Origin of the sequence: Polyangium jinanense, assembly GCF_028435265.1 — a bacterium.
Lineage (GTDB): Bacteria > Myxococcota_A > Polyangia > Polyangiales > Polyangiaceae > Polyangium > Polyangium jinanense.
The window spans coordinates 38,538-55,152 of the sequence record NZ_JAGTJK010000022.1 but is presented as its reverse complement, the minus strand read 5'-3'; the positions used below and the strand labels follow the sequence as shown (position 1 = coordinate 55,152).

The window sequence follows — 16,615 nt, the reverse complement described above, 5'->3', positions numbered from 1 at the left end:
CGAAGCGGTGGATCAAAATGGATCCAGATGGGGCGACGATCCACCCGCGCGGCGAGGTTGCGCGCAGCACGGACACGTCCATGTTTGCAAGCCCGCATCAGACGAGATTGTGACGGACGTCCCTGTAGCAGTTTCGCAGCGAGGGTGGTATCTTCGCCTGGATGTCGTTCATCCTCAAGTCCACGCCACCTCCGGCTCCGCCGAGCAGCGGCCGTGCTTCGGTGGCTCCTCCTCCGGGAGGCCTGGCGGCGCCGCGCGACACGGGCCGTCTCGCCTCGCTTTCGGGAGGCCTGTCGGCGCCGCGTGACACGGGCCGCCTCGCCTCGCTTTCGGGAGGTCAGGGCGTACTCGAGGGGGGGGTGCTCGACGTGTCGCGCTGGCCGCTCGTCGTCCTGGTCAATCACCCACGCGCGAACGAGGCACAAACCGAGCAGTTCGTGAAGAACCTCGGCCTCGTCCTCCGCAGCCGGGCCGGGAAGTTCGCGCTCTTGCACGATTATCGCGGGACGAAGGAGCTCTCGCCCAAGCAACGCAAGACGATGGCGGACCACCTCGCCCAGAACCTCGACGTCTATCGGCGCTGTGCCTGCTGCGCCTTCGTCGTCGACGCGGCCTTCCCCAAAGGCGCGCTCACGGCGATCTTCTGGATGACGACGCCGCCCTATCCCTACCGCATGTTCCCCGACGTCGAGTCCGCCGAGCGCTGGGCGCTGGGCAGCCTCGGCTGACGAACCCGGGGCCCTCGCAAAACGAAGGCGGACATACGGCAGGGCTGCTTTCCCGTTGTCCTCGCGCCGAGGTCATGCGAGCGTCCCGGGCATGGGTCTGCCCTCGCACTGGTGGAAGGATCAAAAACCTTTCCTCGACGCGCTCTTCGCAGAGACCGCAGGGGATTCGGGGCAGCCTGGCAAAACCGGCTGGGTGTGGCTGAGCGAGCAGCAGAGCCGCGAGGCGTCCGCGCGGATCCAGAGCACGGAGGAGAGCGAGGAGGCGCCGCTCGGCGCGTGGATTCCTGCAGAAGCGCACGAGGCGTGCTTCGAGATGCTCAAAGGCGTCGTCCCGCTGGCGACGCGCGGCGAGCTGCGCGGGGATCGCTGGATGCGAAAGATCCACAATCCCACGTTGTTCGGCGATCCCGCGCGGCCCGAGCAGCTCTGGATCGCGCTGCACGAGACCGCGCCGCCGCCGCTCTGGATTCCCGCGGGCACGACGGCCGACTCGCTTGCCGCGGCGTTCGCGCCGTACGTGTGGCCCGAGACGCAGGATCCATTGCCCTCCGTGGTCGGTTTGCCCCGGAGCGTCCGGATCTTCCTCGGCACCGAGACCGAAATGGGCGCTGATTTCGACACCATCGTGCGCTTCTTCCAGGGCCTGCCCATGACCGACAGCCTGCCCTGGGGGACACGGTTTGTCGCGGATCCGTGGCCCGATCACCCCACGGGGATCGCGCTCGTCGGAGCCGGATATCGAATGCCCGAGAACATGGAGCAAGCCGACGGCGCCGTGACGAGCATCACGATGCGGTCGCGCCGCCTCGGCGCGGCGATCTCGATCTCCACGCAGCAAAAGTTTTGCGTGCTCGAGGTCCGTTATGCCCCCATCGCGCATGACAGCATCCTGCCGCTGCTCACGCAGATCCTGCCGGGTTTGCCCAAGGGTTTGCCCTCGGATATGCCCGCCGACGCGCTCGCGGTCGTGGCACGTTTTCGTGGGTATCAGGCGGACGAGCTCCTCGGATTTGTCCGAAACCCGGAGGAGGAGCCGTCGCTCGGCTATTACGGAATGGCGTGCCTCGCGACGATGGGCGACGACGGCGCTGCCGTGCGGACGCTGCTCGCCGAGCTCGGCGGCCGCGGCGATCCGCGGCAGCGGGACCTCGGCTACCAGCTCGCTTCCATTGCGCGGTACAAGCGATTCCTCCACGAGGCGCTGCTTCGCGAGACGGACGCGGACAAACGCGAGGCCTTGAAGAACGCCCTCCGCCCTTGACCCTTCGAGGAAACCATGAGCGAACAGGTCGTGTATTTTCTGCGCGAGGACGTCTCGCTTCCCTCGATTTTCGAGGGCGTGGCCCGTGAGGGTTTTCAGGTCGTAAGGCGCGCGCCGCGCCGGGCTGACGCGTCGCCGTTCTGGACCATCGACATGGGCGAGGGGCGGTACATGCTGCTCGTCGACTCCGGGCTCCTCGGCGTCCGGTTCATCGATTGGAAGAGCGGAAAGCCGATGCCCGCGTGGCTCGAATCCTCGGTCGTACGTCGCACCGCCGACGAGCTCGCGGCGCGGGCCCGGGAGGCAAAGACGCCCGAGGAAAAGATCGCCACGCTTTGCGAGGCCGTCGCGGCGTTCGCGCCGAATCTGCCCGACGGCATTCGCGCCGCCCTCGCGGCGAGGCTACGTGATTCCGAGGAGGCCGTCCGCTGGATGGCGCACAAGTCGGTCGTGACGCTGTCGGACGCGTCGCTGGAGCAGACGCTCGGCGAGATGCTCGCGGGCGGGCCCGTGCCCGAGGACATGGAGGCATGGGCGCGGGAGCTCCACGAGCTCGCGGTGAGGGCCGTGCGCGGCGATTACACCGACGATCTCGAGACGGACAATGAAGATTACCTGCGCGACGCGCTCCGGCGGGATCTGACGGAGAAAAAGTGGCGCCGCGTGGAGGTCGCTGCGGCGCGGCTCCTGTGGAAGGAGCTGCCGCTTTACGAGCTCGAAGCCGCGGCCGCGTGGGCGAAGGCGATGGCGGCGACGGGGCGCGTCTGGAAGGCGTATTTCGCGGCGCTGCTCGTCTCGGAGATCGAGCGCTCGCGAGGGGAGGAGGGACTCGCGGCCGTCGTACGCGCCGAGATCGAGCCGACGCTGGCCACGCGCGAGGATCTGCCGACCCGGGAGGACCTGCACCCGATCCTCTGGATCGTGCGGGACCGATTGAACGACGATTACACGGCGGCCTGCGATCGCGCGCTCGACGCGATGGATGCGCACGTGAAAAACCTCGAGGTCGAGCGGCTCCTTTTCCGAGCGATCTCGCTGCGCAACGGGCCCGAAGGACGGCCCCTCGCGAAGAAGCTCCGGGACCTCTTGCCCGGCGCGATCACGCCGCTCGCGCTCCTCTCGTATCTCCATGGATTCGACGACGTCGACGACGAGGCGCTCGCGGACGCCGAGGCGCTCGCGGCGGCCATGGCCCAGCGCGAGCTCGCGGCCAAAGGAAAGGCCGATCCGCCTTCGCCGGAGAACGCCTCGTTCGACGCGTGGGCCGAGGGGATTCTCGCGTACCAGGCGCGAAAGCCGAAGGATCTCATCCGCGGGCACATCCGGATCCTGCAGAAGCGCGGCGACAACGAGGGCGCGCTTCACGCCGCCGAGCGCGCAATCGCCGCGGAGGATTCGGCCCTCGCGTGGATGGACAAGGGCTTCATCCTCACGTCGATGAAGCGCCACGCGGACGCGATCGCGGCGTACACCGAGGCGATCGCGCGCGTCGACAAGGACGGCAAGGTGCTTCTCGGCGGCAGCTACGACGTCCTCTGGTTCAACCGGGCCTGCGAGCGCGCGATCACCGGCGATCACGAGAACGCGCTCAGAGATCTCGCCACCGCCGTCGCAAAAGACAAGGAATGGATCGAGAAGGCGCGGGCCGACGATTATTTCGATTCGGTCCGTGACGATGCGCGCTTCGAGGGGATCCTCACGGGGACGTACGAGCTGCCGCCGGAGAGCTCGCCGTTCGATTGGAAGACGCTCGCCGACCGCGCCAAGGGGCTCTCGTTCGTGGGGCGGTACGAGGAGGCGATCGCGGCCGGGCGTGAGGCCTTGCGCAAGGCCGAGAAGGCGCTCCCGCCCGAGGATCCGGGCATTGCGACATGCCTCGAAAACCTCGGGTTTGCCGCGACCTGGGGCGGCGATGCAAAGGAGGGCGCGACGGCGCTCCGCCGCGCGGTCGCCATGCGCGAGCGAATCGACGCCGAATCGCGTGAGGCCGGGGAGGCCTATCACCACCTCGGAAGCGCCCTCGGGATGACGGGGGACGGCGCGGGGGCCGAGCTTTATTATGGAAAGGCGCTCGCGCTCCGCGAGAAACACGACGGCGTCGAGAGCGCGATGGCGGCGAAGAGCTGGGGCGACATGGCCGGCCTCTCGCTCGGCGCGGGCCGGAGGGACGAGGGAATCGAGCGGCTCGAGAGGGCGCGATCCATCCTCGAAAAGGTGATCGCGGGTTTCCTGGCCGAGGGACGCGCGGCGGACGACGATACGCTGGTCGAGGCCCGCGCGGATCTGCTCACGGTGTACGGGAACCTGCTCCTCACGCACGCGCGGGGTGGCGAGCACGAGCCCGCGATCGAAGCGGCACGGGGCGCGGTCGCCGAGGCCGTTCATCTGGGCACGCGTATCAACCCGAATCTCCGCAACTCCATCGCGCAAACCCTGCAATCGCTCGCGGAACAAGGGGTGGCAGGGGCGCTCGATACCCTCGCAGCCCTGGCCGACGCGGTCCTGCCCAAGGAGCCGACGGAGGTCCTCGAATCGCGGGCCCGCTGGTCGCGCATTCGTGCCGGGCTGCAAGCGCTGCGTGAGGCCGGCTTCGGCGACGACTTCATCCTGGCGCGCCTCAAGGACGCGTTGCGGGGCGAGCCGCCTCCGCCCGCGGTTGCGCGCGTCGCGGGTGCGACCGAAGCGCTCTCGGGGTTCGTCCAGGAAATCGCCACGACCCAGGGCACCAACATCGTGGTCACGCTCATGGCGCTGCAAACGGCCGAGGCCGGCGGGCGCACGCTCGACGAGACGCTGCACGACCTGCAAGAGCTCGCTCTCGCCTCCGTCGCCGCTTCCGTCGAGAACAAAGGGCCGCAGAACGAGCAGGGTAAGCCCTCGAAGGCGAAGAGCGACGAGCCACCGCCCTGGGAGCGCGATCCGTTCGGCAATCCGTACCTTGACAGCGAGATGAATCGGCGTCTCGGTTACGGCGACGAGGACGACGATTCCGAGGACGACGATTCCGGCGAGGGCGAAGAGGACGAGAGCGACGAGGACGGGTACGGCGACGAAGACGGGTACGACGACGAGGACGAGGGGGACGACGAGGACGATTGAATGAGCGAGGGCCCGGGGAACGACGTACTTGCAACACGCCGGCCGTACCTGGCCACGGCTTTCGTGTTGATCATGGGCAGCCGCATCGTCGGGGCTGCCCTGTCGCCGGTCCTGTTCGCGCATGCGCCGCTCGCGCTCCTCGCGCTCTCCCCGGTGCCCGCCCACCTCGTGCTCGTCGCGGGGGTTTCCTCGCCGATCGCGTACTGGGCCGTCGCATGGCCCATTTGCGCCGGGCAATGCTTGCTCGCGTACCTGTTCGGCCGCTCCGAGGGAACGCGCGCCCTGCGCTGGCTCGTCGCGCGGGGCGTCGCCTCCGAAGGGCGCGTCGAGCGTCTCATGAAGCCGGTGCGGATGAGCGCGCCCCTGCTCGTGCTCGCCATTCCGGGCCCCATCGCGAGCACCCTCGCGGGCGCGTTCGCCGCCCCGGCGCGCCTGCTCGTGCCCGCGATCGTCGTGTCGCAGACCCTCTGGGTCGGCTTCTGCCGCTTCTTCGGCGAGGCGCTCCTCCACTGGATCGCGGCGCTCCGGGAGCAGGTCGTCGAGCACGCCTTGCCCTTGACGATCGTCACCGTGGCCATCGCGGCGTGGGTCCATTTCCGCAAGAAATGGGCGAAGCGCGCCGAGCGATCGTGACTTTGGCTTGACGAGGGGGCCCTCTTCGCCCGACGCTGCTTCCCGAGCGAGCGAGCGATGGGACGAACCATTCGAGGACAAAAGGGTTTTTCCTACACGTACGTCAAGGACGAGCAGCCCGTGAACCTGCTCTACCTCGCGGCCGTCTCCGGCGCGGGGATGTCGCTCGTCGTGCCCGAGATGGTGGGGCTCGTCTCCGGGGACGAGACTCCCGTCGCGTGGAGCTGTCTCGCGCTCGGGCGCGCGCTCGTCGAGCGCGGGAAGGCGAGCCGGCAAGGCGAGCTCGGCGCGCTCCTGCGCAAGCTCGACGGCGACTTCCTCCGCGTCGACGATCCGCACCACGTCCCGCTCGAATTCGTGCAGGATGCGATGGCGGAGAACGTGGTCGCGATCGTGGAGCGCATCGACGCCGAGGCCGAGCGCCCGCTCGTCGAGCTCACGCTCGCGGGAAAGTCCGGCTACCGTCTGCCGCGGGCCGACTGGCCCAAGATGCTGGTGTTCGTCAACGAGTCGCTGCCGCGCACGAAGCGGCTCGACCTCGGCATGTTGCGGGAGGCGACGGGCAAGGGGCCGGGGGCGCTCGGGCCGCAATGGTCGTCGCTGCGCGGCAAGATCGAGTATCTCCCGTTCATGGGCCTCTCGGTCCTTTGCCACGCGGTGGAGCACGATCTCGAGGGCCTGCTCGTGTGCGAGGACGAGCCCGAGGTGTACGCCGAAGGGTTCTGGGATCTGGCGCTCGCCTGGCACGATTGGCTCGGGGACGCGGCCGAAACATCCGATCCGAACGCCCTCTTCGCGCGCGCGCTCGTCTCCCATTTCGCAGGCCGCAAGATCGATGCGCGCCGCCTGTTCCTTTCCTGCGCCGACGCAGGGGACAGGCGTGCGGCGAGGTATCTCGCGATGGTTCGCTGATCCGGCGCGCGGGGGAATCGCTCCGCTCGCCCGGCCGCGCATCCATACCGTCCCGCGCGGCATCGGACTCCGTGCGAGCCCGTGATCTCCCTTCACCTCCACCCATACGCCGCGCGAATGCGAGCGTTCCTGCTCGTCCTCGTCATCGTCCTCCTCGGGCCTGCCTGCTCGCGCGAGCGAAAGGGCCCTTCCGAACCGCCGAGAGCGCCTGTTCGCGTGGCCTTTTCGGAGGTGGCGACCGTGCCCATCGAGCTCTCCGCCATTGGCACGGTCGAGCCTTCGGCGAGCGTCGCGCTGCGGCCGCGGGTGACCGGGCTCGTCACGGCCGTGAAATTCCAGGAGGGCGCGGATGTGGCCGAGGGGGACGTGCTCTTCCTCCTCGATAAGCGGCCCTTCGAGGTCGCCTTGCGCGAGGCCGAGTCGAACCTGGAGCGCAGCCGCACGCAGGCGGCGAACGCGGCTGCGGAGGCCGAGCGATACGAGGAGCTCGCGAGGGCGGGCGTGGCGACCCGGCAGGACGCCGAGCAGAGGCGCGCCGAGGCGCGAGCCGCGGCCGCGGAGGTCGATGCATTTCGCGCGGCCACGGTCACGCGGCGGCTCGACCTCGAATACACGACGATTCGCGCGCCGATCACCGGGCGAACGGGCTCTATCCTCATGCGGGAGGGCAATCTCGTCCGGGCCAACGAGACGGTGCTCGTGGAGATCGTCCGGCTCGCGCCTGCGTTCGTCTCGTTCGCTATTCCCGAGGCGAGCGTGCCGACCTTGCAGCAAGCGATGGCGAGTTCGTCCGGGCCGCTCCCCGTCTCCGCGGCGGCGGCGCCGTCGGGTGACGCGGGGGCCCCGAGCAATGGCGAGCACGGGACGCTCTCGTTCATCGACAGCACCATCGATCGCGCGACCGGGACCTTGCGCCTGCGGGCGACGTTCGAGAACACGTCGCGAACCCTCTGGCCGGGGCAATTCGTGCAGGCGACCGTGCGCCTCGGTGTGCAGGAGGGCGCGGTGGTCATCCCGTCGGAGGCATTGCAAACCGGGCCTTCGGGCACGTTCGTCTTCGTGGTCGGCGCGGACGAGACCGCAGAGATGCGTCCCGTGCAGGCGCGCGAACGTGTCGCCGGCGGGCGGATCATCGTGCAATCGGGGCTCTCCGGCGGCGAGCGCGTGGTCACGGATGGGCAATTGCGCATTCGGCCGGGCGCGAAGGTCACCATCGTGGGCGAAGGCCCAGGAATCCGCGCGGGCGCGGCGACGCCGGGGCAGGAGGCGCGATGAACGTCTCCCGGCCTTTCGTCACGCGGCCCGTGATGACCACGCTCTCCATGCTGGCCATCGTGATCTTCGGCATCGCGGGCTTTCGCGCGCTCCCCGTGAGTGATCTGCCGAATGTCGATTTTCCGACCATTCAAGTGAGCGCGTCGCTCCCGGGCGCGAGCCCGGAAACGATGGCCGCAGCGGTGGCGACCCCGCTCGAGCGGCAGTTCTCGACCATCGCGGGCATCGACTCGATGACCTCGACGTCGGGCCTCGGCAACACGCAGATCGTGCTCCAGTTCGATCTCTCGCGCGACATCGACGCGGCGGCGCTCGACGTGCAATCGATGATCTCCCGGGCGGCGCGGGATCTGCCGCCGAACATGCCCGCGCCGCCGAGCTTTCAGAAGGTGAACCCGGCCGAGCAGCCCATCATGTACCTCGCGCTGCACGCCGATACGCTGCCCATGTCGGAGGTCTCCGAATATGCCGAGACCACGATCGCGCAGCGCGTCTCGATGATCCGCGGCGTCGCGCAGGTCCTCGTCTTCGGCTCGCAGAAATATGCCGTGCGCATTCGCCTCGATCCGCAGGCGCTCGCCTCGCGCGAGATCGGCATCGACGAGGTCGCCACGGCCGTCGCCCGCGAGAACGTGAATTTGCCGACGGGCGTGCTCGAAGGACCCGCGCGCACGTACGTCGTGCAGGCGAGCGGCGAGCTTTATCGGGCGAGCGCGTTCCGGCCGATCATCGTGGCGTATCGCGACGGTGCGCCCATCCGGCTGGAGGAGCTCGGCACGGTGCTCGACAGCGTGGAGAACGATCGCGTCGAGAGCCATTACGATGGCAAGCGGGCGATCGTCCTCGCGATCCAGCGGCAGCCGGGGACGAACACGGTCGCCGTGGTCGACGCCGTGCGGGCGCTCATGCCCCAGCTCCGCGCCGAGATTCCCGCTTCGGTCGAGGTCGCGACGCTCTACGATCGGTCGATCTCGATCCGCGAATCGGTGGCCGACGTGGAGCACACGCTCCTCGTCACGATCGGCCTCGTCGTGCTGGTGATCGGCGTCTTCCTGCGGGATCTACGCTCCACGATCGTCGCGAGCGTGGCGTTGCCCGTCTCGCTCATCGGCACGTTCGCGGGGATGTGGGCGCTCGACTATAGCCTCGACAACCTCTCGCTGCTCGCGCTCACGCTCTGCGTGGGGTTCGTCGTGGACGACGCGATCGTCGTCCTGGAGAACATTTTTCGACACCTCGAAATGGGAAAACCTCCGCTGAAAGCCGCGCTCGACGGCGCGGGGGAGATCGGCTTCACGGTCGTATCGATGACGACCTCGCTCGTCGCGGTATTCGTCCCGGTGCTCTTCCTCGGCGGGATCGTGGGGCGGCTGCTCCGCGAGTTCGCCGTGACCATGAGTATCGCGATCCTCGTCTCGGGCGTGGTCTCGCTCTTCCTCACGCCCATGCTGGCGAGCCGGTTCTTGCGGCCGAAAAAGGTGGACGAAAACGAGAAAAAAGACGCGGCGCACGACGCGCCGTCCGGGCGGATGGATCGCGCATATTCGCGTAGCCTCGGCTGGGTGCTCCGGCACCGCTTCGCCACGCTGATGGCCTCGTTCGTGCTTTTCGGGGGGACGATCGTGCTCGCCGTCATCGTGCCAAAGGGCCTCTTTCCGAGCGAGGACACGGGGCAGATCTTCGCCCTGACGCGCGCCGCGCAGGGCACATCGTTCGAGGCGATGAGCCGGTATCAAGCGGCCGCGGCGGACATCGTGCGCGCGCACCCGGGCGTGGCGTCGGTGATGTCGAGCCACGGCGCCGGCGGGCCGAGCGGAGCGGGCAACACGGGCCGGTTCTTCATTCGATTGAAGGATCGAGACGAGCGCGACGGCAAGAAGCCCGAGCAGATCATCGCCGAGCTCCGGCCCGAGCTCGCGAGGATCCCGGGGCTCGAAGTGTACCTGCAGAACCCGCCTCCCATTCGCCTCGGCGGTCAGCTCTCCCGCGCCCTTTATCAATTCACGCTCACGGGCGCGGACGTGGACGAGCTCTACGACGCGGCGACGGAGCTCGAGCAGGCAATTCGCGGGATCCCGGGGCTCATCGACGTGACGAGTGATCTCGAACGGAGGACACCTGAGGCCACGCTCGTCATCGATCGGGACCGCGCGGCGACGCTCGGCGTGTCGGCGCAGAGCATCGAGGAGGCGCTGTTCTCGGCGTACGCGGGGAGGCAGGTCTCGACGATTTACGCGCCAACGAACCAGTATCGGGTGATCCTGGAGCTCGATCGGCGCTTCACGCAGGATCCGAGCGCGCTCGGGCTCTTGTACGTGCGGGCGGCGAGCGGCGAGCTCGTGCCGCTCTCGGCGGTCTCGCGGACGGAGGAGGGCGCGGGGCCGCTCAGCGTCAATCACCTCAGGCAATTGCCCTCCGTGACGATCTCCTTCAACCTGGCCTCGGGCGCGCCGCTCGGGGAGGCGGTCGCTCACGTGTCGGCGCTCGCGCGGGAGCGATTGCCCGACACCATCGGGACGCAGTTTCTCGGCAGCGCCGAGGTGTTCCGGGAATCGGTCAAAAACCTCGGGTTTCTGCTCGTGCTCGCGATCCTGGTGATTTATGTGGTGCTCGGCATCCTCTACGAGAGCTTCGTCCACCCGATCACGATTCTCTCGGGTTTGCCCTCGGCGGGGTTCGGCGCGCTGCTCGCGCTGCTCGTCCTCGGGCAGGAGCTCAACGTGTATTCGTTCGTCGGGATCCTCCTGCTCGTGGGGATCGTCAAGAAAAACGCCATCATGATGATCGATTTCGCGCTGGAGGCGGAGCGGCGGGAGGGAAAGCCGGCGGCGGAGGCGATCGTGCTCGGGGCGCGGATTCGTTTCCGGCCGATCATGATGACCACGATGGCGGCGCTCGCGGGCAGCTTGCCGATCGCGCTCGGGTTCGGCGCGGGCGCCGAGTCGCGGCGGCCGCTCGGCATTGCGGTCGTCGGCGGTCTCGTGGTGTCGCAGCTCCTCACGCTCTACATCACGCCGGTGATCTACACGTATCTCGACGCGGCCGAGAAGCGGGCGCGCGAGGCGCTCGCGCGGCGACGGGCGCGGCGGTTCGCGTGATGGATCCATGGTAACGGGCGCAGATTCGCCCCGCTCGTCTGATCCTCACGGAAACGACAGCCCGAGCACGTAGGTCTCCCAGCGCTTCTTGAAGGCCGCCATGTCCTCCTCGCCGAGCACGCGGCGGAGCGTGTCGTAGCCCGTGGGGTCCTTTTCGCGGTTCGCGTGAAACGCGTGGTAATAACGGACGAGCAGTCCCTTTTCCTGGAGGTAATGAAGCAGGTAACGCGAGGCGGCGTAATGGACGCCGTAATCGCCCTCGTAAAACGCGCTGTCGTTCATCGCGGTGAGCGCGCGGATCGAGGGGACGCGGTTCTCGGCGATCGCAGATTGCAGGCCGCGCAGGCGCCAGTTCGTGTAGCCGTAGATCCGGCCGTCCACCTCGCCGCTCTGCTCGTAGAGCGAGCCGAGGCCCTCATTGAACCAGGGCGGGCAGTCGGGGAAGTTCGCCTCGATGAACGGGTGCACGATCTCGTGTACGAGCGTGCCGCCGCCCGTCGCGATGTTCATGACGAGCGCGCCGTGCTTCGAGGTGTAATACCCGTACGGCGTGGTCGGCTTCTCGCCAAAGAGCGTGATGGCATTGCGCTCGTAGCTCGGCGCGTCCTTGAAGAGCCACACGACGAGGATGCGCGACGGGTCCTTGGCGAAATAGTCTTTCTTGAGCTTCTCGGTCGCCCAGCGGACGGTGCCCTCGGCGCCCCTGCGCACCTGGGGCGCGGCGCCGTCGCCGACGACGACGAACGGGGGCTCGACGAAGACGGTGAACGTGCCGCGCAAGCGCGAGGTCTTTTGCTTGACCTCCATCACCTTTTGCGCGTAATCGGCCGGGGAAAAACCAGGTTTGCGCGGCGTCGCCTTGGCGAGCTCGAGATCACGCGGGGCGAGGCGCAGCCGGATCGCGGTCCACGCGTCCTTGTTGTATTTGAGCGGCCAGAGCGAGAGGAAACGCGACCGCGACATGCGACGATACGCGCCCGCGTCCTCGGCGGGCTCGTGGTAGATGATTTCGTCCCGCGAAGAGTCATAACCGACGACGAGTCGGAAATGCTCCGTGGTCGTGGGGGTCTCGTCGTAATGCATGCAGACAATCGAGGGGATGCCCTTCTGGAGATCGGCATGGAGCGCGGCGAGCTCGGCCCCGAGCGCTTCGTCGGCCTTCGCGGCGTCGATGCGGATCCACACAGGTCCAGGATCAAAGCCGACGGCCTCGACGGCCTGTTTGAGCTCGGCGGTATAGGCGCCGCGGCCGAGCGCCGGATCGAGGCCAGTCCGCGCGAAGATTTCATCCTGGTCGAGCGGGCGGCCGAGCCGCGCGAGCGCCATGGAGACGCAAGCCTCGCCGCAGAAATCAGGCTTTTGCCGGACGTGCGGTATGCCTTCAAGCAGGACGGTCTCGAGGTTCTGGCGAGCGAGCCCGAGCGGGGCAGGGGCGGCGACTTGTTCGGGCGGCGGGGGCGCGGAGCTGCGGCTGCAGGAGACGACGAGGAGCGAGGCGAGGACGGTGAGCAGGCGAGCAGGCGGCATCGAGGGACTCCGAGCATGCTTGGACGCGCAAAGTTCCCCAAGAGTTGGATCCTTCCTGGGGCCGCTTCGCCGGGGCGCTGCCCCGGGCCCCGCGGGGGCTGTTCGCCCCTCGACCCGAACCAGGGCAAGCCCTGGACTCGGGATGGAAGAACTGCGCGCTGCGCAGTTCTTCCACGGGCCGGTGGCAAGACCAGGGGCCGTGTTGCCGATTGAAAGGTCAGCGCTGCTGGCTTGGCTGGCAGGGGTGTCGCCAGTCTTGCCTCGGCCTGTTCGATGAACTGCGCATCGCGCAGTTCATCGACCCTGGGTCCAGCGCTTGCGCAGGCCCCGGGTGCAGGGGCGGATAGCCCCTGCTCGGGTCCGGGGTGAAACCCCGGCGTTTTTTATTGACAGGAAGTCGGTGTACTGGGTCCCCGGAGATGGTGCAAACGATGACACATCCGGCTCGCCTCTCTCCATGGCTTGGCGTTTTCCTTTTCGCAGTCACATCCTGCGCCCAGCCCATGACGCCGGCGGACCGGTCGACGGAGCCGTGCACGAAGGGCGGTCTTGTCCGGATCACGCCGATGCCCTCGCTCAGCCAGGATCCGGCGCCCTTCCGGCTGGAGGCGCGAACGCCACGCGACATGCACGCGTGTGATGCGCCGAAGCCGATCGTGTACCGCTTCGAGCGGGAATCGTCGGACACGACGGTCCCGCTGCGCGCGGTGAGCATGGGACAGAAACAGGTCTTCGCCGTTGGCGACCGCGGTGTGGCACTTCGGCGTGATTCCGGGAAGGGCTGGTTGCGCGAGGCGACGGGCACCACCAAGGACCTCTACGCAATCGTGGGCGCACCGACGCAGCCGATGGGCGAGATTGACTTGCATGTCGCGGTCGGCGCGCACGGCACCGCGATCGCACGCATGGCCGATGGAACCTGGCGCATCGAGGAGACGGGCACGGACAAGGATCTCCTGGGCCTGTATCACGACCGGGCGCTCACGCTGGCGTTCGGCGCTGGCGGGGTGATCCTGCAGCGCGTCGGGAATGGCACATGGCGGCCGGTGCCTTCGAACAGCACGGCAGATCTCCACGCGTTCAATCCCTGCCATCCTCATCGGTTGTGCGTGCTCGGCTCCGGAGGCGCGATCGTCGAATGCGACCAGCCCCAAGGGGAGGTTTCCTGCACCCCGAGGCCGTCCTACGCCGGCGGGGATCTGCCTGCGGACTTCATCGATGTCATTCACAGGGACCCCAACGTGGTGATCAGCCGCGATATATCGACGGATGGGGCGAACCCGCTGTCCGTCTGGAAGACGTGGCTCCGCGACGGCAGCTCCGCGCCGCCTGCCGATGCCATGGAAGCCGCCTGGGAAAACAACGAATCCGGCGACAACCTCTTGGTCGGTCGCGGCGGCGCGGTATGGCGCAGCTCGATGGAGAAGGGCAAACGGACCGTCGAGCGGCTCGTGGTGCCATTCCGCGTCGATTTTCACGGCGTCGTGTTCGAAGGGGCTGACGGCTTCCTGGTGGGCGATGACGGGACCATCGTGCACCTCGCCGTGGATGGGCTCGCGGCGACGCTCTACGAGAACGTGGGGCGGTGAGTCGAGTCGCCGGGTTCGAGGGCGAGCGCGGGCAGGGCGCGTTCAGCGAGGGAATGTGCTCGAAACCGCGGCTCCTGGGACCCCTTCCGTGACGCCGTTCAGCTTGGAGGACGGGTCGCTGCCGTACGGGCGGGTGAAGGCCTCCATGCCGTGACCCGAGGGATCGAAGAAGTACACGCCCCGCCCGCCGTCGTTGCGGTTGATCCGCCCCGGCTCCCGGCCGTGCGGATCTGCCCAGATGGGAATCTGGCGCTGCACGAGGCGGGCGAGGATCTGGTCGAACTCCTCCTCGGAGACGAGGAAGGCGTAGTGCTGTATCGCGATGTCGATGTCGACGGTCAGGAAATCCAGCGTGACGCCATTGGCGGTGGCGACGGGCAGGAAGGGCCCGAACGGCGGGCTCACCGAAAGGCCGAGGATCTCGGCCAGGAAATGAGCGGATTTCTCCCGGTCGCGCGAGAGAACGATGGTGTGGTTGAATTGGATGGCCACGGTTTTTGTCCCCCAGTTCCGATGCATCGTGCCTCATGAGGGGCACGTTGACAAATCGCACCATGGGGGCGCCGCGCCGGGGCGCCGCCCCGGACCCCGGCAGGGGCTATCCGCCCCTGCACCCGGACCAGGCACGGCCTGGACCGAGGGTGGAAGAACTGCGCGATGCGCAGTTCTTCCAACGGGCCGGTGGCAAGACCAGGGACAGCGTTGCCAGTCATGGCGGTCTTGGTTGGCAGCGCCGTTCGTGGTCTTGCCTCGACCTGTTCGATGAACTGCGCATCGCGCAGTTCATCGACCCCGGGTCCAGCGCTTGCGCTGGTCCGGGTCCAGGGGCGGACAGCCCCTGGTGGGGCCTGGGGCAACGCCCCAGCTCAGCGCCTCCCCGATGAGACCCATGCTCAGATGGGGCGGTGAAGGAGGTCCAGACGCGACAGCCACGCGCGAGGCGAGTACCCTCCGCCGCATGTCCGGTGCCGAGCTGCCGAGCTCTCTCGACAAGCCCAAAGCTCCCCTGCCGTCCGACGACGATCCGCCCGCGGGCGCGCTCGAGCGGGTTGCGGCGCGGTTCACGGCGTGGGCCGAGCGGTGGATCCCCGATGCGTTCGTGTTCGCGCTCGTGGCCACGTTCCTCGTCGTGATCGTTGCGTGGGTGAGCTTGTCGCAGAAGCGGGGCGCGGCGAGTGCGGCTGCCGAGGTCGCGGCGATCTGGGGCGGCGGGTTCTGGGAGCTCATCCCGTTCACGCTGCAGATGGCGCTCGTCATCATCACGGGGTACGTCGTCGCGACGACGCGGCCGGTCTACCGGCTGATCCGCGCGCTCGCCTCCGTCCCGCGCTCGCCGCAGGTCGCGATCGCGTGGGTTGCGCTCTTCGCGATGCTGTCGTCGTGGCTCAACTGGGGGTTTTCGCTGATCTTCAGCGCGATGCTCGCGAAGGAGACGGCGCGACGCGTGCGCGGCGTCGATTATCGCGCCGTTGCTGCGAGCGCGTTCCTCGGGCTCGGGAGCATCTGGGCGCAGGGGCTCAGCGGGAGCGCGGCCCTGCAGATGGCGACGCCGAGCGCGATGCAGCCGGCGACACGCGCGATCGTCGAGGCGGGCGGGAAAGTGCCGGGCGGCGTGATTCCGCTGTCGAGCACGATTTTCCTGTGGCAGAGCCTCGTGTCCGTCGTGGTCGAGATCGTGATCGTGACGGCGCTCGTGTACCTCTACGCGCCTTCGGCTGCGCGGGCGCGGAGTGCTTCGGACCTCGGGATCGATCTCGGGCGTTCGCCGCTCGAAGCTGACGAGCCGCCGCGGAAGGCGACGCCGGGGGAGTGGCTCGAACATTCGCCCATCCCGAGCGTGCTTTTCGTGCTTCTTTCGGGCGCGTACCTCGTGGGGTACTTCGCGTCGAGCGGGCAGGGGCTCAATGCGCTGAACCTCAACACGGTGAACCTGATCTTCCTGACGCTCGGGGTGCTCCTGCATGGGACGCCGGCGCGGCTGATGCGCGCGGTGAAGGAGGCGACGCCGGGCGTGTGGGGCGTGATCCTGCAGTTCCCGTTTTACGCGGGGATCGCGGCGCTGATCGTCAAGACGCACCTCAATGAGGCAATCGCGGGGTTTTTCGTGGGGCTTTCGACGCCCCGGACGTATCCCGCGATCGTGGCGGTGTACTCGGCGGTGCTCGGGGTCTTCGTGCCGAGTGGGGGGTCGAAATGGGTGATCGAGGCGCCGTACGTGATGCAGGCGGCGCATGATCTGAAGGTGCACCTCGGGTGGATGGTGGCCGTCTACGATCTCGGCGAGGCGCTGGCGAACCTGGTGCAGCCGTTCTGGATGCTGCCGATCCTCGGCCTGTTTGGGCTGCGGGCGCGCGACGTGATGGGCTACACGTTCATCGTATTCCTCGTCCTGCTCCCCATTGTGCTGATCCTCGTGACGGTGCTCGGCGCGACCTTGCCGTATCCGCTCTGAACGGGCACACGCGGCGCAACGCGGGACGTCAAAATCACGTT

General features: G+C 68.1%; 11 protein-coding genes. 9 read left to right on the top strand and 2 right to left on the bottom strand.

Going from position 1 to position 16,615, the window contains the following annotated elements:
- Window positions 1–161: 161 nt before the first annotated feature.
- The 7 genes from KEG38_RS31515 to KEG38_RS31485 all read left to right on the top strand — a co-directional run bounded on the left by KEG38_RS31515 (window position 162) and on the right by KEG38_RS31485 (window position 11,006).
- A complete protein-coding gene (locus KEG38_RS31515) occupies window positions 162–728 on the top strand; it encodes a hypothetical protein (RefSeq protein WP_272423638.1) in 567 nt (188 codons plus the stop codon).
- Window positions 729–819: 91 nt separating this feature from the next.
- Complete coding sequence (locus tag KEG38_RS31510) at window positions 820–1,989, top strand: hypothetical protein (RefSeq protein ID WP_272423637.1); 1,170 nt, start codon at window positions 820–822, stop codon at window positions 1,987–1,989.
- Between the two features lie 15 nt (window positions 1,990–2,004).
- The gene (locus KEG38_RS31505; RefSeq protein WP_272423636.1) at window positions 2,005–5,088 is read left to right on the top strand and encodes a tetratricopeptide repeat protein; all 3,084 of its coding nucleotides are present in this window, start codon (window positions 2,005–2,007) and stop codon (window positions 5,086–5,088) included.
- On the top strand, window positions 5,089–5,721 hold the full coding sequence (locus KEG38_RS31500; RefSeq protein WP_272423635.1) for a hypothetical protein: 633 nt from the start codon (window positions 5,089–5,091) through the stop codon (window positions 5,719–5,721). It abuts the gene before it with no gap.
- Window positions 5,722–5,778: 57 nt separating this feature from the next.
- Entirely contained in the window at window positions 5,779–6,633 is an 855-nt protein-coding gene (locus tag KEG38_RS31495) for a hypothetical protein (protein ID WP_272423634.1), read from the top strand.
- A 117-nt stretch (window positions 6,634–6,750) separates the two neighbouring features.
- The gene (locus KEG38_RS31490) at window positions 6,751–7,908 is read left to right on the top strand and encodes an efflux RND transporter periplasmic adaptor subunit (protein ID WP_272423633.1); all 1,158 of its coding nucleotides are present in this window, start codon (window positions 6,751–6,753) and stop codon (window positions 7,906–7,908) included.
- Window positions 7,905–11,006, top strand: a complete 3,102-nt coding sequence (locus KEG38_RS31485; protein WP_272423632.1) for an efflux RND transporter permease subunit — start codon at window positions 7,905–7,907, stop codon at window positions 11,004–11,006. The genes KEG38_RS31490 and KEG38_RS31485 overlap by 4 nt, the downstream gene beginning before the upstream one ends.
- A gap of 45 nt (window positions 11,007–11,051) precedes the next feature.
- On the opposite strand, the gene KEG38_RS31480 is transcribed toward KEG38_RS31485, so the two are convergent.
- Window positions 11,052–12,533 (bottom strand): C39 family peptidase, encoded by a 1,482-nt coding sequence (locus tag KEG38_RS31480; protein ID WP_272423631.1) that lies wholly within the window; start codon window positions 12,531–12,533, stop codon window positions 11,052–11,054.
- A gap of 566 nt (window positions 12,534–13,099) precedes the next feature.
- Here KEG38_RS31480 and KEG38_RS31475 point away from each other — a divergent pair.
- Window positions 13,100–14,122 carry a beta propeller repeat protein gene (locus KEG38_RS31475; RefSeq protein WP_272423630.1) on the top strand — a complete coding sequence of 341 codons (1,023 nt, stop codon included), beginning with the start codon at window positions 13,100–13,102 and terminating at the stop codon, window positions 14,120–14,122.
- 42 nt (window positions 14,123–14,164) lie between these two features.
- On the opposite strand, the gene KEG38_RS31470 is transcribed toward KEG38_RS31475, so the two are convergent.
- Window positions 14,165–14,641, bottom strand: coding sequence for a VOC family protein (locus KEG38_RS31470; RefSeq protein ID WP_272423629.1), 477 nt, complete (start codon window positions 14,639–14,641; stop codon window positions 14,165–14,167).
- A 439-nt stretch (window positions 14,642–15,080) separates the two neighbouring features.
- Between KEG38_RS31470 and KEG38_RS31465 the strand changes: the two genes are divergently transcribed.
- The gene (locus KEG38_RS31465; protein ID WP_272423628.1) at window positions 15,081–16,574 is read left to right on the top strand and encodes a short-chain fatty acid transporter; all 1,494 of its coding nucleotides are present in this window, start codon (window positions 15,081–15,083) and stop codon (window positions 16,572–16,574) included.
- The last annotated feature ends 41 nt before the right edge of the window (window positions 16,575–16,615 follow it).

Excerpts from the sequence above, each read along its gene's own strand:
- KEG38_RS31515 (WP_272423638.1), top strand. The coding sequence starts at position 162 with ATGTCGTTCATCCTCAAGTCCACGCCACCTCCGGCTCCGCCGAGCAGC.
- KEG38_RS31510 (WP_272423637.1), top strand. The coding sequence starts at position 820 with ATGGGTCTGCCCTCGCACTGGTGGAAGGATCAAAAACCTTTCCTCGAC.
- KEG38_RS31505 (WP_272423636.1), top strand. The coding sequence starts at position 2,005 with ATGAGCGAACAGGTCGTGTATTTTCTGCGCGAGGACGTCTCGCTTCCC.
- KEG38_RS31500 (WP_272423635.1), top strand. The coding sequence starts at position 5,089 with ATGAGCGAGGGCCCGGGGAACGACGTACTTGCAACACGCCGGCCGTAC.
- KEG38_RS31495 (WP_272423634.1), top strand. The coding sequence starts at position 5,779 with ATGGGACGAACCATTCGAGGACAAAAGGGTTTTTCCTACACGTACGTC.
- KEG38_RS31490 (WP_272423633.1), top strand. The coding sequence starts at position 6,751 with ATGCGAGCGTTCCTGCTCGTCCTCGTCATCGTCCTCCTCGGGCCTGCC.
- KEG38_RS31485 (WP_272423632.1), top strand. The coding sequence starts at position 7,905 with ATGAACGTCTCCCGGCCTTTCGTCACGCGGCCCGTGATGACCACGCTC.
- KEG38_RS31480 (WP_272423631.1), bottom strand. The coding sequence starts at position 12,533 with ATGCCGCCTGCTCGCCTGCTCACCGTCCTCGCCTCGCTCCTCGTCGTC.
- KEG38_RS31475 (WP_272423630.1), top strand. The coding sequence starts at position 13,100 with ATGCCCTCGCTCAGCCAGGATCCGGCGCCCTTCCGGCTGGAGGCGCGA.
- KEG38_RS31470 (WP_272423629.1), bottom strand. The coding sequence starts at position 14,641 with ATGCATCGGAACTGGGGGACAAAAACCGTGGCCATCCAATTCAACCAC.
- KEG38_RS31465 (WP_272423628.1), top strand. The coding sequence starts at position 15,081 with ATGTCCGGTGCCGAGCTGCCGAGCTCTCTCGACAAGCCCAAAGCTCCC.